The 20831-nt window shown below is 67.7% G+C and carries 21 protein-coding genes; 3 read left to right on the top strand and 18 right to left on the bottom strand.

Annotated features, from left to right (window positions below):
• Nucleotides 1-97 precede the first annotated feature (97 nt).
• Complete coding sequence (locus AB4Y67_RS02345; RefSeq protein WP_441404197.1) at nt 98-1222, top strand: PrsW family intramembrane metalloprotease; 1125 nt, start codon at nt 98-100, stop codon at nt 1220-1222.
• A gap of 20 nt (nt 1223-1242) precedes the next feature.
• Here the strand turns inward: AB4Y67_RS02345 and AB4Y67_RS02350 are convergent, their stop codons facing one another.
• From AB4Y67_RS02350 to AB4Y67_RS02425, 16 genes are all read right to left on the bottom strand, one after another.
• On the bottom strand, nt 1243-2238 hold the full coding sequence (locus tag AB4Y67_RS02350) for a serine hydrolase domain-containing protein (protein ID WP_441404198.1): 996 nt from the start codon (nt 2236-2238) through the stop codon (nt 1243-1245).
• Between the two features lie 104 nt (nt 2239-2342).
• A complete protein-coding gene (nusB, locus tag AB4Y67_RS02355) occupies nt 2343-2753 on the bottom strand; it encodes a transcription antitermination factor NusB (protein WP_441404199.1) in 411 nt (136 codons plus the stop codon).
• Nucleotides 2753-3316: an elongation factor P gene (gene efp / locus AB4Y67_RS02360; RefSeq protein WP_024368580.1), complete on the bottom strand. Its 564-nt coding sequence runs from the start codon at nt 3314-3316 to the stop codon at nt 2753-2755. Before efp ends, nusB begins: the two co-directional genes overlap by 1 nt.
• A gap of 179 nt (nt 3317-3495) precedes the next feature.
• A complete protein-coding gene (locus AB4Y67_RS02365; protein WP_441404200.1) occupies nt 3496-4011 on the bottom strand; it encodes a tetratricopeptide repeat protein in 516 nt (171 codons plus the stop codon).
• The gene (gene aroB, locus AB4Y67_RS02370; protein WP_441404201.1) at nt 4011-5102 is read right to left on the bottom strand and encodes a 3-dehydroquinate synthase; all 1092 of its coding nucleotides are present in this window, start codon (nt 5100-5102) and stop codon (nt 4011-4013) included. Before aroB ends, AB4Y67_RS02365 begins: the two co-directional genes overlap by 1 nt.
• Nucleotides 5099-5638 carry a shikimate kinase gene (locus AB4Y67_RS02375; RefSeq protein WP_441404327.1) on the bottom strand — a complete coding sequence of 180 codons (540 nt, stop codon included), beginning with the start codon at nt 5636-5638 and terminating at the stop codon, nt 5099-5101. Before AB4Y67_RS02375 ends, aroB begins: the two co-directional genes overlap by 4 nt.
• Nucleotides 5639-5700: 62 nt before the next feature.
• Nucleotides 5701-6900 carry a chorismate synthase gene (aroC, locus tag AB4Y67_RS02380; protein ID WP_441404202.1) on the bottom strand — a complete coding sequence of 400 codons (1200 nt, stop codon included), beginning with the start codon at nt 6898-6900 and terminating at the stop codon, nt 5701-5703.
• Between the two features lie 25 nt (nt 6901-6925).
• On the bottom strand, nt 6926-7831 hold the full coding sequence (locus tag AB4Y67_RS02385) for a shikimate dehydrogenase (RefSeq protein ID WP_441404203.1): 906 nt from the start codon (nt 7829-7831) through the stop codon (nt 6926-6928).
• Nucleotides 7828-9591 carry an endolytic transglycosylase MltG gene (gene mltG, locus AB4Y67_RS02390; RefSeq protein WP_441404204.1) on the bottom strand — a complete coding sequence of 588 codons (1764 nt, stop codon included), beginning with the start codon at nt 9589-9591 and terminating at the stop codon, nt 7828-7830. Before mltG ends, AB4Y67_RS02385 begins: the two co-directional genes overlap by 4 nt.
• Nucleotides 9575-10186, bottom strand: a complete 612-nt coding sequence (ruvX, locus tag AB4Y67_RS02395) for a Holliday junction resolvase RuvX (RefSeq protein ID WP_441404205.1) — start codon at nt 10184-10186, stop codon at nt 9575-9577. Before ruvX ends, mltG begins: the two co-directional genes overlap by 17 nt.
• 10 nt (nt 10187-10196) lie before the next feature.
• The gene (gene alaS / locus AB4Y67_RS02400; RefSeq protein WP_441404206.1) at nt 10197-12875 is read right to left on the bottom strand and encodes an alanine--tRNA ligase; all 2679 of its coding nucleotides are present in this window, start codon (nt 12873-12875) and stop codon (nt 10197-10199) included.
• Nucleotides 12876-13058: 183 nt separating this feature from the next.
• Complete coding sequence (locus tag AB4Y67_RS02405) at nt 13059-13325, bottom strand: DUF6167 family protein (RefSeq protein WP_441404207.1); 267 nt, start codon at nt 13323-13325, stop codon at nt 13059-13061.
• Nucleotides 13326-13345: 20 nt separating this feature from the next.
• Nucleotides 13346-13720, bottom strand: a complete 375-nt coding sequence (locus AB4Y67_RS02410) for a DUF948 domain-containing protein (RefSeq protein ID WP_224046624.1) — start codon at nt 13718-13720, stop codon at nt 13346-13348.
• Between the two features lie 145 nt (nt 13721-13865).
• The gene (rpsD, locus tag AB4Y67_RS02415) at nt 13866-14492 is read right to left on the bottom strand and encodes a 30S ribosomal protein S4 (protein ID WP_224046625.1); all 627 of its coding nucleotides are present in this window, start codon (nt 14490-14492) and stop codon (nt 13866-13868) included.
• 219 nt (nt 14493-14711) lie between these two features.
• Nucleotides 14712-15110: a cupin domain-containing protein gene (locus AB4Y67_RS02420; protein WP_441404208.1), complete on the bottom strand. Its 399-nt coding sequence runs from the start codon at nt 15108-15110 to the stop codon at nt 14712-14714.
• Nucleotides 15111-15345: 235 nt separating this feature from the next.
• Nucleotides 15346-16794 carry a replication-associated recombination protein A gene (locus tag AB4Y67_RS02425; RefSeq protein ID WP_441404209.1) on the bottom strand — a complete coding sequence of 483 codons (1449 nt, stop codon included), beginning with the start codon at nt 16792-16794 and terminating at the stop codon, nt 15346-15348.
• A gap of 63 nt (nt 16795-16857) precedes the next feature.
• On the opposite strand from AB4Y67_RS02425, the gene AB4Y67_RS02430 reads away from it, so the two are divergent.
• Nucleotides 16858-17505: an acVLRF1 family peptidyl-tRNA hydrolase gene (locus AB4Y67_RS02430; RefSeq protein ID WP_441404210.1), complete on the top strand. Its 648-nt coding sequence runs from the start codon at nt 16858-16860 to the stop codon at nt 17503-17505.
• A 230-nt stretch (nt 17506-17735) separates the two neighbouring features.
• Entirely contained in the window at nt 17736-18263 is a 528-nt protein-coding gene (locus tag AB4Y67_RS02435) for a hypothetical protein (RefSeq protein WP_441404211.1), read from the top strand.
• Between the two features lie 112 nt (nt 18264-18375).
• On the opposite strand, the gene AB4Y67_RS02440 is transcribed toward AB4Y67_RS02435, so the two are convergent.
• Complete coding sequence (locus AB4Y67_RS02440) at nt 18376-20019, bottom strand: DUF222 domain-containing protein (protein ID WP_441404212.1); 1644 nt, start codon at nt 20017-20019, stop codon at nt 18376-18378.
• Between the two features lie 306 nt (nt 20020-20325).
• Nucleotides 20326-20826 carry a GNAT family N-acetyltransferase gene (locus AB4Y67_RS02445; RefSeq protein ID WP_441404213.1) on the bottom strand — a complete coding sequence of 167 codons (501 nt, stop codon included), beginning with the start codon at nt 20824-20826 and terminating at the stop codon, nt 20326-20328.
• Between the last annotated feature and the right edge of the window lie 5 nt (nt 20827-20831).

The following is a 20831-nucleotide window of genomic DNA, read 5'->3' on the forward strand; positions in this document are numbered from 1 at the left end:
GGCTCGGGTTCATGACGACGAACGAGCCGCGGCCCGGGCAAGACCGCCCCGGGTACTCCCCCGGCGGCCAACCGCTGCAGCAGCAGGCCAACCCGACGTGGCTGGGGCATGTCCAGCCGGAGTACTACCGGCAGGCACCGGCCAACGACCGTGGCGGGTTCCAGCCGGTCCTCCCGCCGGCACTCCCAGCGGCCCGGCGCGGCCGCAATACTTCCTGGTCCTGCCGTTCCTTCTGGGCAGCACCGGGATCTCCGGCTTCGTCATCGGCTTCATCGCCTCCCTCATTCCCTTGGGGACCGTGCTGCTGACCGTGCGCTTCATCGACCGCTGGGAGCCGGAGCCGCGTCCACTGCTGCTGTTCGCCTTCCTCTGGGGAGCGGTGGTCTCGATTGCCGTGACCATGCTCCTGCAGCCATACTTCTCGGCCGTGGCGGGGCCCGCCTCGGGACTGGACTACACAACGTTCGCCGTGACCGTCCAGGCGCCGGTGGTGGAGGAATTCGCCAAGTCCCTGGGGCTGCTGCTGCTCCTGCTCTTCGCCCGGAAGCACTTCGACGGCCCGGTCGACGGGGTGGTGTTCGCCTTCACCATCGCGGCCGGCTTCGCGTTCACTGAAAACATCCTCTATTTCGGCCGTGCAATCGCCGAATCCAGCGACCCCGGCACCGAGCTGGCGGTGGTATTTTTCCTCCGCGGGGTCATGTCGCCGTTCGCCCACGCCATCTTCACGGGCACCACCGGCCTGATCATGGGCTTCGCCGCGCGCCGCTGGCACAACGGCCTGTCCGTGCTGGCGTTCGCCGTCGGTCTGGTGCCTGCGATGCTGCTGCACAGCGCCTGGAACAGCATGGGCGCGGACTTCCTGGCCACGTACGTGATGGTGCAGGTGCCAATCTTCCTGCTGGCGGTTGTGGTTATCGTGCTGCTGCGCGTCGCCGAGCGCAGGCTTACGCGCCAGCGGCTCAGGGAATACTCGGCGGCCGGCTGGTTCAGCGCGGCCGAGGTGGACATGCTGGCCACCAGCGGCGGCCGCCGCTCCGCCCTGCGCTGGGCAAAGTCCACCGGGCGCGGCCCGCAGATGAAGGCCCTTCTCGATGCCGCCACCCAGCTGGCCTTCACCCGACAGCGGATCCTCAGCGGCCGGGACGTCCCGGCGCACCAACTCGATGAGCGGCACCAGCTCGCCGAAATCGCCGCCCTCCGGGCCGCCGTCGTTCGGTAGGGGCGTTCGCTGACTGCGCGTCAGCGCGAAACCAGTTCCCGCAGCAGCTCGAAACCCGGGCGGTCAACCAAAGCCGCCGTCGCCGTGAGCAGGACCACCCCGGCCTTGGCTTCCCGGTCCAGGCCGATCCAGCCGCTGAACCCGCCCGTGCCGCCGTTGTGCCAGGTGATCCTCCGCCCCTTGGAGTCGAGGGTCAGCCAGGCGGCGCCGATGCGGACCGCGGGGCCGGCAAATTTTGCCACCGGATCGAGGGCGGACATGCCCGGGGCGGTGCCGTCGAGCAGCGCCCCGGTGAGCCGGGCGAGGTCCTGGATGGAGGCGCGGATGCCGCCGGCGGGAGCCAGCGCCTCACCGGTCCAGGGCTCCCGGGGCCGGCCACGGCGGCTGGTGCCGGTGAGGGCGTGGGGGACGAGTTCGCCGGGGGTGGCGGGCAGATAGACCGAGTCGAGAGCCAGCGGCCCGCTGAGGCGTGCCGCCACGAGGTCCCGGTAGCTCATCCCGGCGCCGGCCGCGGTCGCGTGGCCGAGGAGTTCGAACCCCAGGTTGGAATACCGTGGCCGCTGCCCCTGCAACCGGGGCCGTTGCAACCGTACGGCGCGGGCCTGCTCCAGCAGTTCCGCGAGGCTCTCTCCGTACGGGTTTTCGCCCTGCAGGAGGAGTGACACCGTGCGCCGCATCACGGACGCGGAACCGGGTAGGGCGGGCGCCAGCCGGGGCAGCCCCGAGGCATGCCGGCTCAAGGCGCCAAGGCTGACGCCCGCCGCGGCGCAGTTCCCCAGCGGCAGCAGTTCCCCGAGCGCGGTGTCCGGGGAAATCTCGCCCCGCCCGCACGCGTCCGCATAGAGCAGGCCGGTGATCCCCTTGGAGATCGAGCCGATCTCGAAATCGGCGTCAGGAGCGACTCCGCTGACCACGATGGTTGTCTCTCCGCCGGCGATGGCGGCCGCGGCAAACCGTGGGTGCCCGGACCCCAGCCGGGTGCGGAGCGTTGCCTTGAGCACGGAATCGGTGTCCACCCGCACACGATATCCGGTACGCCAGCGCCGTGAAAGAACCGGCCGGAGAATGAAAGAACCCGCCCGGGATGCCCCGGGCGGGGTTCTTTCATGGCGTGGTGCCCCTAAGCGAGCAGCGAAGGCTTCAGCTGCTGCAGGCGGCCCAGCAGGCCGTTGATGAACGACGGCGACTCGTCCGTTGAGAGGGTCTTGGCCAGCGCGACGGCCTCGCTGACGGCAACGCCGTCGGGGACGTCGTCGTTGTAGAGCAGCTCCCAGGTGCCGATCCGCAGGATGGTGCGGTCCACGGAGGGCATCCGCTCAAGCGTCCAGCCCTGCGAATAGGTTTCCAGGAACTCGTCGATCGCCGCCTGGTGGGAGACAACGCCCTCAACGATTTCGAGGGTGTACGGGTTGACGATCTGGTCCGTCCGCTCCCGGCGGGACTTCAACACATCGAACGCCGAGACGGAACGCTGTTCCGCCTCGAAGAGAACATCCAGGGCCCGGTTACGGGCCTTACCGCGTGCACTCACTAGTCGTTGACCCGGCCGAGGTAGCTGCCATCGCGGGTGTCGACCTTGACCTTGGTGTTGTTCTCGACGAACAGGGGCACCTGGATCTCGTAGCCGGTTTCGAGCGTGGCGGGCTTGGTGCCGGCCGAGGAGCGGTCGCCCTGCAGGCCCGGCTCAGTGTAGGTGATCTCGAGCACAACGCTCGGGGGCAGTTCGATGTAGAGAGGGTTGCCTTCGTGGATGGCGATGTTGACCATCTGGTTTTCGAGCATGAAGTTGGTGGCGTCGCCGACGGTGGCACCCGGAACGGTGAGCTGGTCGAAGTCGGACGTGTCCATGAACACGAAGTCGGCGCCGTCCTGGTACAGGTACTGGTAATCGCGGCGGTCCACCGTGGCGGTCTCGATCTTGAGTCCGGCGTTGAAGGTCTTGTCGACGACCTTGCCGGACATCACGTTGCGCATCTTCGTGCGGACAAACGCGCCACCCTTGCCGGGCTTGACGTGCTGGAACTCGATGATGTTCCAGAGCTGGCCCTCAAGCTTAAGGACGGTCCCGTTCTTGATGTCGTTAGTGGTTGCCACAGTATCCTCTGGTTTCGTTTCTTGCTGGTTCTAGCTGCCAGCCGGTTATGCCAGGCGAGCATGCCGAATGGCTGCCAGCGCGTATTTATCAAAAATCCAAGAACCATTCTACCGGTTTTGCGCCAACACTGCCGGACGCCCCGGCGCGGGGCCTCCGCGGAGGCGTCGCCGGCCCGGTTTCAGGACGCTAGATCCAGAACGTCCCGGGCGCGCTGCAGCGCCACGGTGGAGGCGTAGATGAGGGCAGCGTCGGCGGAGCCGGCAACCCTCAGGTCCAGCGCCTTCGCGAAGGATTCGACGGCGGCGGCAATGTTGCCGCTGGCGAAGTAGGACCGGCCGAGGTGCTGGCGGACGGCGGCCTCGTCCAGCGTGCCGTGCGTTTCCGCCAGCAGCTGGCGGAACAGTTCCACCGCCCGGTCCAGCCGGTGGGAGACCCGCAGGATGTCCGCTTCGAAGATGCGCAGGCGCAGCGAGGAGGGGTCGCTGTACCGGGCCTCAGCGAGCAGCTCGGCGGCCTCGGCGGCGTGCCCCTCGACGAGGCGTACGAAGATCAGGTCACCGGGGTCGGTCGAGGCTGCCAGCGCCGCGGCGCAGGTCTCCTCGTTGACGATTTGCGGCACAAGGCTGTCCGGGTTGATCTTGATCCCCGGAAAGCCTGCATCCGGCCAATCGCTGGTCCCTGAGATGAAGGGCATCAGGAGGCGATCTCCTGGTAGGCGGCGAACAGCAGCGAGGTGTCCGGGACGTCGAGGATGCCGGGGCGGCCCACGCCGTCGAGCACAACGAAGCGCAGCAGGTCCCCGCGCGACTTCTTGTCCCGCCGCATGCCGTCGAGAAGGGCCTGCCAGCGGTCGCGCCGGTAGGTGATGGGAAGCCCGAGGCTCTCCAGGATGCTACGGTGCCTGTCGGCGTCGGCGTCGCTGAGGCGGCCGACGCTGCGTGCCAGCTCGGCGGCGAACATCATGCCGACGGCGACGGCGGCGCCGTGGCGCCAGGAGTAGCGTTCGGCGAGTTCGATCGCGTGGCCAAGGGTGTGGCCGTAGTTGAGGATCTCCCGCTGCCCGGTTTCCTTCAGGTCCTCGGAGACGACCCTGGCCTTAACCGTGATGGCGCGTTCGATGAGTTCCCGGACAGCGTCCGACCGGGGATCGGTGACGGCGGCCGGATCCTTTTCGATTAGCTCGAGGATGGCCGGATCGGCGATGAAGCCGCACTTGATGACCTCGGCCATGCCGGAGATCATCTCGTTCTTCGGCAGGGTGTCCAGGGTGTCGAGGTCCACGAGGACACCGGCCGGAGGGTGGAACGCCCCCACGAGGTTCTTGCCTTCGGCGGTGTTGATGCCGGTTTTTCCGCCGACGGAGGCGTCCACCATGCCGAGCAGGCTGGTGGGCATGTGGATGACCTTCACGCCGCGCAGCCACGTCGCGGCCACAAAGCCGGCCAGGTCGGTGACCGCCCCGCCGCCGACGGCGACGACGGCATCTGAGCGGGTGAAGTCGTTCTGGCCGAGCACCTGCCAGCAGAAGGAAGCCACCTCGATGTGCTTGCCTTCCTCGGCGTCGGGGATCTCGGCCGTGAGGGCCGTGAAGCCGGCGGCGGCGAGTTCTTCCCGGACGGTGTCGCCGGTGAGGCGCAGCGCGCGGGGATGGATGACGAGGACACGCTTGACCCGCTCGCCCAGCAGCCCGGGCAGGCTCGCCAGCAGGCCGCGGCCCACAACGACGTCGTAGTTCTCACCGGGCGTCTGCCCGGTGACCTTGATGACGGTTGATTCGGTGATCACTTTTCAACTTCCTTTGTCCGCGCTGGGGTGGCTTCTGCCGCTGATGTTCCAGCGGCGTACCTTTGCAGCGCTTCTTCTAGCCGTCGGGCGAGGTCCTGGACCGTTCCGGTCCGCACATCCAGGACGACGTCGGCCAGCCGTTCGTAGACCGGCCGCCGGGTGGCGAACAGCGTCTTCCATCGTTCCATGGCGTCTCCGGCCAGCAGCGGCCGGCCGGAATTCCGGGCGATGCGTTCCGCCACGGTGTCCGCATCGCACTCGAGGTAAGCCACCGTGCAGTGTTCCAGCAGTTGCTGGGTGCCGGAGTCCAGCACAGCGCCGCCGCCCAGCGAGATTACCGTATTGCTGCCCTGCGCATCTTCAATGGACCGCGCGACGGCCCTTGCTTCGAGCTCGCGGAAGGCGTGCTCGCCGCGGCTCGCGAAGATCTCCGCGATGGATCCGTGGTTCGCCACCACCACAACGTCGGTGTCCACGAACGAGGCTCCCAGCTGGTGGGCCAGTTGGTGTCCGATCGCCGATTTGCCCACTGCCATGGGCCCGATCAGCGCGACGGGCCGGGCGGCGGTCCCTGCCGCCGCCGGAATGTCGGCCGGCACTAGTGGCCGATCGAGTCCAGGGTGGCCGGAATGTTGTCCAGGTAACCCTTGATGTTGCGGGCGGTTTCCTGCACGGAATCGCCGCCAAACTTTTCAGTGACTGCCTCGGCCAGGACGAGGGCCACCATGGCCTCGGCCACGACGCCGGCGGCCGGGACGGCACAGACGTCGGAGCGCTGGTGGTGGGCCTTGGCGGCCTCGCCGGTGCTGACGTCGACGGTCTTGAGAGCGCGGGGCACGGTGGCGATGGGCTTCATGGCCGCGCGGACGCGGAGCACGTCGCCAATGCTCATGCCGCCTTCGATGCCGCCGGCGCGGTTGGAGGTTCGGATGATCCTGCCGTCGGCGTCCTTGACGATTTCGTCGTGGGCGGCGGAGCCGCGGCGCGACGCGGTGAGGAAGCCGTCTCCGACCTCGACGCCCTTGATGGCCTGAATGCCCATCAGGGCGGCCGCCAGCCGTGAGTCGAGGCGGCGGTCCCAGTGGACGTAGCTGCCCAGTCCGGGCGGCAGCCCGTAGGCGAGGACCTCAACGACACCGCCGAGGGTTTCGCCCTCCTTATGCGCGGCGTCGACCTCTGCCACCATGGCGTCGGACGTTTCGCGGTCGAAGCAGCGCAGGGGGTCGGCGTCGAGGGCCAGGACGTTGCCCGGGACCGGCAGCGGCCGGCCTTCCGGGACGGCGGTGCTGGCGATCGACACGGTGTGGGAGACCAGCTCGATGCCGAGCTGCTTGAGGAACGCGGAGGCGACGGTGCCGAGCGCCACCCGGGTGGCGGTCTCGCGGGCGCTGGCGCGCTCCAGCACGGGACGGGCCTCGTCAAAGCCGTACTTCTGCATGCCGGTGAAGTCCGCATGGCCGGGCCGCGGGCGCGTCAGCGGGGCATTGCGGGCCTGGTCGGCGAGGATTTCCGGGGCCACGGGATCGGAGGACATGATCTGTTCCCACTTGGGCCATTCGGTGTTGCCGACCTGGATGGCGACCGGGCCGCCCTGGGTCAGGCCGTGGCGGACGCCGCCGAGGATGGTGACGACGTCCTGCTCGAATTTCATCCGGGCGCCGCGGCCGTAGCCGAGCCGCCGGCGGGCCAGCGAATCGGCGATCTGGGCGCTGGTGAGTTCAACACCGGCGGGCACGCCTTCAATAATTCCGACCAGTGCCGGGCCATGGGATTCTCCGGCAGTCAACCAACGCAACATATTTCCATCCTGCCATGTAAGGCGGTTAGAACACCCGTCGGGGCGCCCCGACTGCGTCACACATCACATCTATGACTTCGGCCGGCATGGCCTCGCCGAGGCCGGTGAAATGGCGGACCTGTTCCACGGCCTGGTAGATGAGCATCTCGAGTCCGGGGACCACGGTGCCGCCGGCTTCCTGCCAGACCGAGGCGATCCGGCTGGGCCAGGGATCGTAGGCGACATCGAGCAACACCCCGGGCCGGGCCTGCTTCCCCGGGCCCAGCGCGAAGGCCCGCACCAGTTCGTCGGCCAGCGGATCGGCGGCACGGGGCGGCAGCGTGGAGATGACGACGTCGGCCGCGGCGACGGCGGCGGCCGCTCCGTCGAGGGGCAGGATCCGGATGGCCAGGTCCACGGCGGCGGCGGCCGCCCGGGCCTCCGCGGCGCGGCTGACATCGCGGACGAAGATGTCCGCGTCGGGTGCGCCCAGCTCCTTCAGTGCCGCGATGGCAGCGGCTGAGGTGCCGCCGCCGCCCAGGACGACGGCGGTGGGCGCCGACACGGCGCCCGCGTGGCGTAGCGCGTTGACGATTCCGGCGACGTCGGTGTTGTAGCCCACCAGCCGGGTGGCGCCGGCGGCCGCACCGGGGGCAGGGCGCTCAAAGGCCACGGTGTTGACGACCCCGAGGGCGCGGGCAACGCCGCGGACCTCATCCAGCTCCCGGACCATGCCGGTTTTCAGCGGCATGGTGACCGACAGCCCGCGCCAGCTCTCCCCCTGCCGGACGTCCTCCCGGACCCTGGCCATGAAGGCCGGGAGCGCGTCCTCTGTCACGTCAATCGCCGAGTAGTCCAGCTGCAGGCCGAGACGGGCATAGGCGGCCCGGTGCAGTGCCGGGGACTTCGAATGGCTGATCGGGTGCCCGAGCACGGCGGCCCGCAGCGTCATACGCAGCGTCCGGGGTTGTCGTTGCACCAGGCGTTGTACCTGGCGACGTACGTGTTGTGCTCCGCCAGCGTCTTGGCGAACAGGGTCTCCTTGGTGTCCAGGTTGATGGTCACCCAGTAGAGGTATTCGTTCGTCTTGGGCTTTGCGGCCGCGTCGATGGCCGTTTTGCCCGGCGAGCCGATCGGCCCCACCGGAAGGCCCTGGTTGGCGTAGGTGTTGTACAGGTTGGACTTGTCGGCCTTCTGGGCCTCGTCAATGTGGAAGCTCTTGATGCCCAGCCCGTAGGTCACCGTGGCGTCCGACTGGATCAGCCCGTTCGTCTCGGTGTTGTTCGGCTTGAGCCGGTTGTAGATCGCGCCCGCCACATCGCCGTATTCGGCCTGGCCGCCCTCGGCCTGCACAATACTGGCGACCGTGACGACGTCGTACTGCTTCGCAGGATCCGTGACACCTTGCGACTTGAGCTCGTCGAGGGTGGTGGTGACGAGCTTCTGCACCACGTCCTTGGCCGGGGTGCCGAGCGGGAACCGGTACTCGCCGGGGGCGAGGAAGCCCTCGAGGTTCTTGGCCTTGGCCGGCAGGCCAAACTGGGCGGGCGACTCGTTGAGCGCCTTGAGGTCCGCGACCGGCACTCCGGAGCCCTCGGAGATGGCCTGGAGCGATTCTCCGATCCTGAGCCCGGCGCTGAGGGCGAAGTACATGACCTTGCCCTTGTCCTTGTTCATCAGCACTGCCACGGCGTCGGAGTTCTTCATCTCATTGCGCATGGTGAATTCACCGGGGGCCAGCGCCCCGCCGGCGGCGAGGAAGTCCCGGAGGAAGGCGTCGGCGTTCGCGACGACCTTCTTCTCCTGGAGCTGGGTGGCCACGGACTTCGGCCCCGCGCCCTCAGGCACGGTGATGATGACCTCGCCCGTTCCGGGGCCAGGGTAGTCGGCGACCGTATCGCCGCCGAGGAGGGGTTTCAGGAACTGCGCACCGACGGCGATCGCGATGACAAAGACCGACAACGTCAGCAACAGCGCCAGGAACCGGCGCCGGCGTCGGACCTTTTTGGACGGGCCCTTGGACGTGCGGATGGCGGCACCTCCGGCCATCACAACATGGCCGTCTTCTTCGTGGTGGTCTTCGGCAGGCTGGCCGTCCGCGGCATCGTAGGCATAGTGCGCATCGCCGGAGGCGTGCTCTGCGTGGTCGGGGTGGAACTCAGCGTCATGGCCGTGATCGTAGGCGGCCGGGACGTCAGCTTCATAGTGGGCGGTGTCCCCATGGGCAACCCCGCCGGCGTGCACGTGCACGGGCTCTTCGTGGGCCGGCGCGTAGTAGGAGGGCTCTTCGTGCACGGGCTCTTCGTGCACGGGCTCTTCGTGCACCGGCTCGTGATGCACGGGCTCGTGCGCAGACTCTTCGTGCAACGGCTCTTCATGCACAGGCTCTTCATGCAACGGCTCTTCATGCACTTGCTCTTCGTGCACGGTCGGCGCTACTGCAGGCACGTCCGGTGCATCGGCAGCTTGCATCGGCACGGGCTGGATCGGCTCGGCCCGGGAAGCGGCTTCGGGGGCGGTGTCCCGCCCGGTCGCGGCACGCGGCGCAGTTGCCGGAATGTCCTCGCCCGTCTCGAAGGCCTGCGGCGGGATAACGTCCTGGCTTTGGGTCGCCTGGGACTTCTCCTGGGCCCTGATCTCCTTGCGCGTCAGCGGTCGGCCGGCGCCGCCGAAAGCATCACCGGAGGGGTCGTCATTATTGACCGGGCTCACTGTAGCCTTCCATTTTGGGCAGAATGCGTTGTGCAGATTGCGTGTCTGGTCCCGGAGTGGCCTGAGCGCCATCCCCGGTCGGCCCCGGCGCGGACTCCGCGTATACGCGGCTTCCGACCTCCGTCCCCCTGGCCTTTTGCATATCGATCGCTTGTTGCAGAATACCTGCGGCCGCAACCTGATCAACAACCTTACGGTGATTTCGGCTGCTCATGCCAGCTTCGTGCAGGTTCCGGTGGGCAGTCACGGTGCTCAGCCGCTCATCCACCAGCCGTACCGGCACGTCAGAACCGCTCTCCCCCAGTTTACCCGCCAGTAGCTTGGCGTAGTCCGAAGCCATCCGGGCCGAGGCATGTTCCTCGCCCTTCATCGTCCGCGGGAGGCCAACGAAAATTTCCACGACGCCGAGTTCCACGGCAAGGGCCGCTAGAATCCGCACATCGGTGTTCTTCTTCGTGTTCCTGTCCAGCGTGCGCAGGGGCGTGGCAAGGATGCCATCACGGTCGCAGACCGCCACGCCGACCCGAACGGTGCCGACGTCTACCCCGAGTTTCACGCCCTGGGGGTAGTCGCCGGGCACAGCAGCTTCGTTCATGGCTCGTCCGCTAACGCCTGTTAATGGCGTCCACGACGGCGTCGAGTGCCGCGCCGACCTTGGCCGCATCGGTGCCGCCACCCTGGGCGACGTCGTCCTTGCCGCCACCGCCGCCGCCGAGGATCCCGGCGGCGAGACGCACCAGGGCGCCGGCCTTGACGCCTGCGGCGCGCGCGGCCTCGTTGGTGGCGATCAGGATGACCGGGCGGTCGTTGCTGACACCGGCGACCGCAACGGCGGCCGGCTCGGAGCCGAGGCGGGTCCGGAGGTCCAGGGCCAGGCCGCGCAGGTCGTCAGCTCCACTGACCTGGCCGGCGTCGTGCGCGATGACCTTGACTCCGGCGGCATCCTTCGCGGTGCCCACGAGCTGCGCGGCTGCCGCCGTGAGCTGCTCCTTGCGCAGGCGCTCCAGTTCCTTTTCGGCGGTCTTGAGCTTGGCCAGGGTGGTGGCAATGCGGTCCGTGAGGAGACCGGAGGGAACCTTCAGCATTTCGGTGAGTTCGGTGACGAGGGCGCGTTCGGCCGCGAGGTGCCGGAAGGCGTCCATGCCGACGAAGGCCTCGACGCGGCGGTTTCCCGAACCGACTGACTGTTCACCGAGCAGGGACAGGCTGCCGATCAGCGAGGTGTTTTCGACGTGGGTGCCGCCGCAGAGCTCACGGGACCAGGCGCCGTCGATCTCGACGACGCGCACCTCGTTGCCGTAGTTTTCGCCGAAGAGCGCCATGGCGCCGAGGGCCTTGGCCTCGGCGAGGCCCATGACCTTCGTCTCCACCCGGTAGTTGTTGCGGATGGCGATGTTGGATACTTCCTCGATCTCCGAGCGCGTGGCCGGGCTCAGGCCTTCACCCCAGGCGAAGTCGAAACGCAGGTAGCCGGCCTTGTTGAAGGAACCACGCTGCAACGCTTCCGGGCCGAGGATCTGGTGCAGGGCCGCATGCACGATGTGCGTACCGGTGTGGGCCTGTTCGGCGGCATGCCGGCGTTCGCGGTCCACGGCCGCCTGGACGAGGGAGTCGGCACCGATTTCGCCCTCGCGGACGATTGCCTTGTGCACGCTCAGGCCCTTTATGGGGCGCTGCACGTCGAGGACCTCGACGACGAAGCCGTCGCCGGTGATCAGCCCGGTGTCGGCGGCCTGGCCGCCGGCTTCGGCGTAGAACGGCGTCTCGGCCAGGACGAGCTCGATTTCTTCGCCCGTGGAGGCCTGCGAGACCTTGCGTCCGCCGGCGAGGATGCCGCGGACCTTGGATTCGCCGTTGAGTTCGGTGTAGCCGGTGAAGACCGTTTCGCCGGCGGAGAGCAGTTCCTGGAAGGCGCTGAGGTCCGCGTGGGAGCCCTTCTTGCCCTTGGCGTCGGCCTGGGCGCGCTGGCGCTGTTCCAGCATGAGCTTGCGGAACTCCGGCTCGTCGACCTTGAGCCCGGCTTCTTCTGCCATTTCGAGGGTGAGGTCGATCGGGAAGCCGTAGGTGTCGTGCAGGGCGAAGGCGTCGGCGCCGGAGAGCGGCTGGCCGGCGGCCTGGGATTCCTTGACGGCGTCTTCGAGCCGGGCGGTGCCGGAGGCGATGGTGCGCAGGAACGCCTTCTCCTCGGCGTAGGCGATCCGGCTGATCCGGTCGAAGTCCGTCTCCACGATCGGGTAGACGCCCTTCATGGCGTCGCGGGAGGCGGGCAGCAGCTCCGGCAGGCAGGCATTTTCGACGCCGAGCAGGCGCATGGAGCGCACGGCGCGGCGGATCAGGCGGCGCAGCACGTAGCCGCGGCCTTCGTTGGAGGGGGTGACGCCGTCGGCGATCAGCATGAGGGAGGAGCGGATGTGGTCGGCGACGACGCGCATCCGGACGTCGTCCGTGTGGTGCGGGTCCGCGGCGGACTCGGCGGAGGTGTATTCCCGGCCGGACAGTGCTGCGGCCCGGTCGATGACGGGGCGGACCTGGTCCGTTTCGTACATGTTCTCGACGTCCTGGAGGATCATCGCGAGGCGCTCCATGCCGAGACCGGTGTCGATGTTCTTCTTGGGCAGTTCGCCGGTGATGTCGAAGTCCACCTTGGAGCGCACGTTGTCGATCTGGTACTGCATAAACACGAGGTTCCAGATTTCGACGTACCGGTTCTCGTCGGCGATCGGTCCGCCCTCGACGCCGTAGGACGGGCCGCGGTCGTAGTAGATCTCGGAGCACGGGCCGGCCGGGCCGGGCTGGCCGGTGGACCAGTAGTTGTCCGCCTTGCCCATCCGCTGGATGCGCTCGGCCGGCATGCCGGTGTTCTTGAGCCAGAGCTGCTCGGCCTCGTCGTCCTCTTCGTAGACGGTGACCCAGAGGAGCTCGGGCGGCAGGCCGTAGCCGCCGTCGTCAACGCTTGTGGTGAGCAGTTCCCAAGCGAACTTGATGGCGTCTTCTTTGAAGTAGTCTCCGAAGGAGAAGTTGCCGCACATCTGGAAGAAGGTGCCGTGGCGGGCCGTCTTGCCGACTTCCTCGATGTCGCCGGTCCGGATGCACTTCTGCACGCTGGTGGCGCGCTTGTAGGGTGCTTCTTCCCGGGCGGTCAGGTAAGGGATGAACGGGACCATGCCGGCCACTGTGAACAGCAGGGAAGGGTCGCTGGAGACCAGGGAGGCGGAAGGAACCGCCGTGTGGCCCTTGCTGACAAAAAAGTCGATCCAGCGCTTAGTGATCTCCTGCGACTTCATGAGCTGATTACTTACCCTTCAATATTCACTGTGTTTTAAGTTCACTGTGTTTATGTTCACTGTGTTTTTTGTTCACTGCGTTCGGCGTTCACGTGCGTAGTCCGCGGAACGGTCTGGTCGCGGCCTGCGGCCGTGCGGGCGGCCCCCGTTGCGGGTGCCGCCGTTTTTCTCATTCTCTCCCGGCTAGCGCCGGACTGCATCCTTGCCGGCGGTGCTCTTGCTGACGGCCTTCTCCAGGCCGGCGTCAATCCCCAGGGCACTGCGGAGTTCTGTCTCGCGTTCGTTCATGCCCTCGCGGACGGCGTCGGCGAAGTCGTACAGTCCGTCGGCGAGCCTGCCTACGGCCCGGTTGAGGCCCTCGGGGCCCAGGTTGGACTGCGCTTCGGTGATTTTGCGGAACGCGATGACGCCGATGGCGACGCCGATTCCCATCCAGATGATTCTGTTCATGTCAGGTTCTCCAGCTGGGCTTAGCGGCTGCGGCGGCCGGTGGCGGGCTTTTTGCGGGCGGTGAAGGCCGAGCGCACACCGTAGCTGAAGGACGCGACCTTGATCAGCGGCGAGCCGACGGTGGCGGCCATGAGCGAGGACAGCGCCGAGATGTTGGCGGACGCGTCGGAGACGTTGTTGGCGATCCCGTCGACCTTCTTCAGCTGCTCATTGGTGGTGGAGACGGTGGCGGTGACTTCGTCCATCAGGGGGGTGGCGCCGTCGCTGATCGAACGGATGGAGGTCCGCACTTCGTCGAACACTCCCCCGAGCTTCAGGATCGGCACGGCTAGCAGCAGGACCAGCAGTGCAAACACTCCGGCCGCGATCAGGCCGGCAATATCGCCACCAGTCATAGTCGTTCATCTCCTTGTTGCATCGTGTACCTGCGGGCGTCTCCGGCTGACACAACCGGCAACCGCAGAACTCCCCCAAGTACCTTACATACAAAGAAGCCCGTGGCGCTTGCCACGGGCTTCTTTGTAAGGTGTCGCGCTGGATCTAGCGTGCGTAGAATTCCACGACGAGCTGCTCTTCGCAGGTCACGGGGACCTCAGAGCGCTTGGGGCGACGGACCAGGCGTGCCTGCAGGGCGTCAAGCTTGACGTCCAGGTATGCCGGAACCATCGGCAGGACGTCGCGGTGAGCGCCGGCTGCTGCAACCTGGAACGGGGGCATGGTCTCGCTGCGGCTGTGAACATGGACCAGCTGGCCCTCGGAGACGCGGAAAGACGGGCGGTCAACGCGGATGCCGTCAACCAGGATGTGGCGGTGGACTACCAGCTGGCGGGCCTGGGCGATGGTGCGGGCGAAGCCTGCACGCAGCACGAGGGCGTCGAGACGCATTTCGAGCAGTTCGATCAGGTTTTCACCGGTCAGGCCCTTGGTGCGGCGTGCTTCTTCGAAGGCACGGGTCATCTGGGCTTCGCGGATGCCGTACTGGGCGCGCAGACGCTGCTTTTCGCGCAGACGTACGGCGTAGTCGGAGTCCTGCTTCTTGCGGGCACGGCCATGCTCACCGGGGCCGTACGGGCGGCGCTCCATGTACTTGGCGGCCTTGGGGGTCAGAGCAATGCCGAGTGCGCGCGAGAGGCGTGCGGTACGGCGAGCACGAGTGTTGTTAGCCACTTGTGTCCTTCCAATATCTGCGGTGTGTCAGTGTTACTGGCCTCCACGATGGAGAGCATCGGCCAACCGCTGCCTTTTGCTACTGGGCACAGGGCAAACCCATCAGATGAACATCGCAACAGCGTGCAATGCTGGAATCAGGTGGATTGTGCGTCTGTGCCTTGCCAGACAACGAACAAGCCTACCATGCTGGACGCCGTGGCCGGTCAGGGCGGCCGGTCAGAACCTGGCGTGCACGCCGCGGCTGCTGCGCCGCCCGAAGGATGCGGCCCCCAGGAATTCCACGGCCACGAACGGCGCCGCCCCGACGACCCATTCATCATGGCCGGGGGGAATCGCGTAGGTGTCGTTGGGACGGATCGTGGTGCGCATCCCCTCGGTGGATTCCACCTCCATCACTCCCGAGATGCAGAATCCGAGATGGTGGTGCTGGCACACCTCGGTTTGCTCGAGGGGTCTGATCGACTCGGACCACCGCCAACCTGGTCCGAGGATCAGCCGGGCCACCGAGTAGTCGTTCACGGTGACGAGATCGAATTCGGCGTTCTCCGGGCACCGTTTCTTGTCCGGTACATCGAAGGACTTAACGGCCAGGGCTGTGACGAAATTCAAGGACATGAAGACACGACCTAGGAACCTTGGACGATGTAGCCCGGCCTTGAGCCAGGCAACTGACGGGCCGGCCGCTGGCCTGAGGTCCTGGAAGCTAAGAGCCGGCGATTGTGCAGCCTGCCGCGTGTCCACGCACGGAGGCACGGGTGCAGGCACGCACGTTCAGCAGGTTTTTGCTGATCTAAATCCACGTTAGACCTCACCGACGGGAAGTCAACGGGCAGTTTCCTGCGGCCGCCGCCTACTTGCCGCGGATGATCTTTCGCAGCCGCTCCAGCCGGGTGGAAATGTCCCGCTCGGCGCCGTTGGCGGTGGGCTCGTAGTAGTTGCGGCCCACCAGGTCGTCCGGCGGGTACTGCTGGGTGGCCACGGAATGGGGTGCGTCGTGGGCGTATTTGTAGCCCTGCCCGTGGCCCAGCTGCTTGGACCCGGGGTAGTGGGCGTCGCGCAGGTGGGCGGGGATGCCGTTGCCCAGGCCGGCGCGGACGTCGGCGATCGCCTGGTTGATGCCCAGGTACGCGGCGTTGGATTTGGGTGCGGTGGCGAGGTGGACCACGGCCTCGGCCAGAATGATGCGGCCTTCCGGCATGCCGATGAGCTGCACGGCCTGGGCGGCGGCGACGGCGGTCTGCAGCGCCGTCGGGTCGGCCATGCCGACGTCCTCGGCCGCGGATATGACGATGCGCCGGGCGACAAACTTGGGGTCCTCCCCCGCCTCGAGCATCCGGGCTAGGTAGTGCAGGGCGGCGTCGACGTCGGAGCCCCTGATGGACTTGATGAAGGCGCTGGCGACGTCGTAGTGCTGGTCGCCCGCGCGGTCGTAGCGCACCGAGGCAACGTCGAGGGCACGCTCGGTGTGCCTGAGTTCGATCTTCACCGTGTCGGACCCGGCTGCGCCGGCAACGCTGGCGATTCCATCAGTTCCGTCGACGTCGTCCGCGTCACCGAACGCGACGCCGGCCGCCGCCTCGAGCGCGGTCAGCGCCCGGCGGGCGTCGCCGCCGGAGAGCCGGACGAGGTGCGCCAGGGCCTCGTCGCTGAGTTCCACCTTGCCGCCGAGCCCGCGGTCGTCCGTGGTGGCCCGCACCAGCAGGCCCTCGACGTCGGCGTCGGTGAGCGGCTTGAGGGTCAGCAGCAGGGAGCGTGAGAGCAGCGGGGAGACGACGGAGAAGGAAGGGTTTTCGGTGGTCGCGGCGACCAGGACCACCCAGCGGTTCTCGACGCCGGGCAGCAAGGCGTCCTGCTGGGCCTTGTTAAAGCGGTGGATCTCATCCAGGAACAGCACGGTGGTGGTCTTGAAGAGGTCCCGGGCTGTGAGCGCTTCGTCCATGACGCGGCGGACATCCTTGACGCCGGCGGTAATGGCGGAGAGCTCGACGAACTTCCGGCCGGGCCCCTTGGCAATGACGTGCGCGAGCGTGGTCTTGCCGGTACCGGGAGGCCCCCAGAGGATCAGTGAACTGGGGCCCGCCGGGCCGGTGGCGTCCGTGCCGGCGGCGAGCTGGCGCAGCGGAGAGCCCTGGCCGAGGAGGTGCTGCTGGCCCACGACGTCGTCGAGCGTCCGCGGCCGCATCCTGACGGCGAGGGGGCTGCGCGGGGAGACTCTGCGGCCGTCGCCGGATTCGTCGGCGTCGCCGTCATCCTCGATAGCGGCGCTGCTGTCCCGCCCTGCGCCAAAGAGATCATCCACATAGATAGGCTACTTCTAGTTCCCGCCCGCCCAGACACTCACCTCACAACGGAGACCCGCGCCATGACAACCCCAGAGTCCCGTGTGGCGTTCGTCTCCGGCGCCCGGCTGGCGGGTTGGGTGGAGCGCTTCGCCGCGAGCCACGGCACGCTGGCGGAACAGGAGCTCGACGGCGGGCTGCAGCTGAGTGCCGCGGACGGCGCCGTTGCCCTGCTGCAGGCGCCGTGGCCGGCGGACGGTCGTCCCGGGCGCGGCGGCGACGCAGTCGGCCGCCTCGCTTCCCTGTCATCCCAGCCGCGGGGCATCGGGGCCGTATTGGTCCGCCGGGGCGGTTACTCGGTCGCGGTGGTGAGCGGCGGCGTCGTGCTCGCCTCCAAGACCGGCACGCGGCATGTCCAGTCCCGGACGGCTGCCGGCGGCTGGTCGCAGCAGCGCTTTGCCCGGCGGCGGGCCAACCAGGCCGATGCGCTGGTGGAGGCGGTGGCGGAGCATGCCGCGCGGATTTTCGCGGAGCACCGGATCGAGTACCTGGCTCCGGGCGGCGACCGGACCCTTGCCGAGCAGGTCCTCGCCGAACCGGTGCTGAAGCAGTACGCCGCACGGCCGAGGCTGGCGTTCCTGGACGTGCCGGATCCTCGCGCGGCAGTGCTGAAGAAGGCCGCGGCGGACCTGTGCGCGGTGCGGATCCTGGTGACGGATCCGCCTGTGTAGGAGCGGCTGCGGGGGGCAGGGATTGATCCCACGTTCCCGAACCCGGAAGCAAGCGGAACCCTGTGGATGCAGCACCAATGGCTCATAGGCGCCGACTGCGGCGGCCTCGATGAATCCCGACAGCTGGATGCCCTCCCGATGGATGCCCTCCCGTGTTACGACCCGCCGGGGACAAGGGATCTGACGACTGACCGCCCGCCCTCACAGCCGGCGCATGGAAGGATTCACTTATGACTATCGAGAATGATGATGCCAACCTTCCGGCGTTAACGGATCCACAGGGCATAGACGCCTCGACCAAAATCCGCCGTGGCTGGGACCACGTCGGGGCCATAATTGTCGATGCGACCTTGCAGCGACGGCAGAACTATCACGAGACCGTCCTGCCTCGCGTTGTCGCCCTGATTGAGGCCTGGCCGGATGCGGCCACGACCAGCGGATTCCGCCGCCGCCTCGACACGGGGAAGCTCTCGGATGTCATCAACTGGCCGTCGCCTGGCCGCCTCGCCCAGGTCGAGGACATTACCCACGTGTTCGAGCGTCAGGGCATCGAAACGGTAATGGACCTCCGGGCCATGCTCGGTGAAGACGCCACGAGAGGCGCTCTCCGGGAGGAACTGGCGGCCGTGCGGCATGTCAGTCCGAAGACTCTTGATTACATTGAGACCCTGAGCCGAACCACGACGGGCGCGTCCGCCACGTCCGCTGGCGACGACGAGGAACAACGAACCGCTCCCCCGAGCGTCGACGCGGGCTGACTGGTCACGTAGTCGCCCCCAGCGCGCCAGATGTCATGCCTAGCGCCCTCCCGGGGCCAAGCCGGTGCGCGTCCTGTTCGAACGAACTCTGAATGGGCACGCAACGAGTGATTCAGGCGTTTTGGATCAGGAGGTATTCCGGATACGGGTCCCAGATGGGCTCTGGCCAGCCCAGGTCGTCTATCTCTGCGGCGGCCCATCGGTGCCCGGCCGTGAATAGGTGCCAGTCCGGTAAGGGATCCGGGGGCAACCCGGAATCGGAATCAGGTTCCCGGTCCTCGCGGGCGCACTGTGCCAGGAGCGTGTCGCTGTCGGTATCCATATCCGTCGCAGGAAACTGGTCCGGCCAGCAGGGTGGTTCCCAGTCCTGGTGTTCGCTGCGGTAGTGCCGACCCGATGGTGAAATCCAGCCCGGCGGGCTGTCCTTAGTGGCCCCGGCAGGTGTCCACGCAGAGCCGTGTTTGAGGCGATGGTGCTTGGGGCACGGCTGTCCCAGGTTGGCGATCCCGGTGGTGCCTCCGTCTGCCCAGGCCAGGAGATGGTCCGCCTCGTTGTCCAGGGAGGGGTTGCTGCAGCCCGGGAACGGGCATTTCCCGTCGCGGAGCCGGAGCCACTGACGCTGGGCCTTCGTCAGACGGTAGCTGGTCCGCCCGATTTCCAGCGGCGCACCGTCCCGGGGGTCGGTCAGGACCCGGTGGAAGGACTCGACCCCGTCGGCGATCAGGCGGCGGGCCATGGACGGCGGGATCGGCCCGTACCCGTCCAGCATCGCCGGCTCATCGCTGGCGCCGAGCAGGGACATCACCGGGACGGTGACCAGGACCTGCGCCCGCGGCGACGGAACACCGCCGGCCGCGGAGGTACTGCTCTCTGCGGAACCGTTGCCGGTGAGGAGCAAGGTCGCGGCGATGTCGGCGCGGAGTTGGGTCAGGGTACGGTCCTCGTCCGGGCCCTGCAGGGCGCGGGCCGCGGCGGTGGTCCCCTCCCATATTCCCGCCGCGGTGTCTGCCGGAAGATAGGCGTTGATCCAGGCCATGCCGTCGCGGTCCGGGACGAACTCGACCCGCCGGTCCGCCGCACACCTGGTGTGGCGCTTTTCGATGCTGACTGGGTGGTGGCGTTCCCGCCACGTGCGCGCCTTGGCCCGGAACCGTCCCGGCACCAGCTCCCCCGCCGGGCACCCCCGCGCGGGGTTGGGTGCGCCGGGGTCCAGGAAGTGCGCCTCGAGCGCGGCCGCCCCGGCCGGGTCCAGGCTGCTGGTTTCGTCGACCATGATCCGGGCGTGCTGCCAGGAGATCGTCCCGGCCTGCAAAGCCTCAAGCGTGAGCGGCAGCGCTGTCGTAAGCGCTTGCGAGTCGGACAGGAGGGCGGAGGCCGACCGTTCGCTCACGGTCAGCACACACGCGACCTCGGCCACCAAAGCCATCTCCCAGGCGGTCGCCTCCTGCGGGGACGCCGCGGGCGGCGCCAATACCGTGGCTGCCCGCAAGTACTCCGCGGCCAGCCGCGCCTTCAAAGCCGCCGAACGAGCATCCCACCGAGCCAACTCGGCCAGCCCATCCAAACAAGCATCCGCCAGATCCCGCAACGGATCGTCCCACAACGGATCGGCACCGGACCTAACATGATCAGCGCCGGAGCCGGACGGACCAGTCTGATCAGCGCCGGCCGCGGTGACGGGATTTAGCGCCGCAGTCAACGCCGCGACAGCCGCGAGGGCCTCCCTGCCTTCCGCACTCCAGTCCGTGCTTTCCATACCCCCAAACTAGTGGCCACCTCTGACAGTTTTCACGAAACCAGCGGCGCGGCAGCGAAACACGCCACCGGCCGACTCCCGAAGGGTGGGAACCGGCCCTGGGAAGCCTGAGATCCTGAATCTCATTGGCCTACCAGCCGGCGACGACGCTTGCTACGGGCCACACACTTCGCCTCGCCAGCGTTCAAATTCTTCCCAGAGTGGCTCGAGTCGGTTCAGACTCACCCGTCGAGCTTGCCGGGAATTCTTTCCAGGTCCGCATCGGCGAAACCGCGACTGGGGCGGCTGCTGGAGGCAATCGCAGACTCAGGTGCGAGACTCGCCGGTCCTGATCCAGTAGCGCAGCACAGCGCCGTTCCGGGCGTCATCCTCGAGGATGCCGCCATGGCGTTCTATGGTTCTCGCTGAGGCGGCGTTTTCAGTTTCGCAGACCGCCAGCAAGCGCTCCATGCCGAGTGCCCGTGCCTCGCAGAGCATGCGGCCGAGGGCCCAGGTTGCCAGTCCGCGCCGGCGGGCGGACGGCCGTATTCCGTAGCCGATGTGTCCGGCCCGCGGCACAGAATCGTGTCCCTCGTGGCGCAGCGCGATCCCGCCGAGCACCTGATCGTCCTCAACAATCCAGCGGTACGTGCAGCGCTCGGACTCCCCTGCCAGCCGCTCCACCCAGGCCACGAACCCTGCGGGCGAGTCGACGTCGTCCGTCGGCAACAGCCCGAAACCGTCCTCATGGGCGCCGGGACCCCACTCCGCACGAGCCGAAAGCCAGGCAGCGTGCAGCCGTCCGGTAGGTTCGATCAGCTCGGGCATGCCGC

This window comes from Arthrobacter sp. YAF17, assembly GCF_052113365.1.
Classification (GTDB): Bacteria; Actinomycetota; Actinomycetes; order Actinomycetales; family Micrococcaceae; genus Arthrobacter.

Bases quoted from the DNA above. Each gene is read 5' to 3' on its own strand.
- AB4Y67_RS02385 (WP_441404203.1), bottom strand. From the start codon at position 7,831: ATGACGCTGCGGGCCGCCGTGCTCGGGCACCCGATCAGCCATTCGAAG.
- AB4Y67_RS02405 (WP_441404207.1), bottom strand. From the start codon at position 13,325: ATGAACAGAATCATCTGGATGGGAATCGGCGTCGCCATCGGCGTCATC.
- AB4Y67_RS02365 (WP_441404200.1), bottom strand. From the start codon at position 4,011: ATGCCCTTCATCTCAGGGACCAGCGATTGGCCGGATGCAGGCTTTCCG.
- AB4Y67_RS02445 (WP_441404213.1), bottom strand. From the start codon at position 20,826: ATGCCCGAGCTGATCGAACCTACCGGACGGCTGCACGCTGCCTGGCTT.
- AB4Y67_RS02420 (WP_441404208.1), bottom strand. From the start codon at position 15,110: ATGTCCTTGAATTTCGTCACAGCCCTGGCCGTTAAGTCCTTCGATGTA.
- AB4Y67_RS02435 (WP_441404211.1), top strand. From the start codon at position 17,736: ATGACTATCGAGAATGATGATGCCAACCTTCCGGCGTTAACGGATCCA.
- AB4Y67_RS02440 (WP_441404212.1), bottom strand. From the start codon at position 20,019: ATGGAAAGCACGGACTGGAGTGCGGAAGGCAGGGAGGCCCTCGCGGCT.
- AB4Y67_RS02430 (WP_441404210.1), top strand. From the start codon at position 16,858: ATGACAACCCCAGAGTCCCGTGTGGCGTTCGTCTCCGGCGCCCGGCTG.
- alaS (WP_441404206.1), bottom strand. From the start codon at position 12,875: ATGAAGTCGCAGGAGATCACTAAGCGCTGGATCGACTTTTTTGTCAGC.
- aroC (WP_441404202.1), bottom strand. From the start codon at position 6,900: ATGTTGCGTTGGTTGACTGCCGGAGAATCCCATGGCCCGGCACTGGTC.
- ruvX (WP_441404205.1), bottom strand. From the start codon at position 10,186: ATGAACGAAGCTGCTGTGCCCGGCGACTACCCCCAGGGCGTGAAACTC.
- AB4Y67_RS02410 (WP_224046624.1), bottom strand. From the start codon at position 13,720: ATGACTGGTGGCGATATTGCCGGCCTGATCGCGGCCGGAGTGTTTGCA.
- AB4Y67_RS02375 (WP_441404327.1), bottom strand. From the start codon at position 5,638: ATGGCAGTGGGCAAATCGGCGATCGGACACCAACTGGCCCACCAGCTG.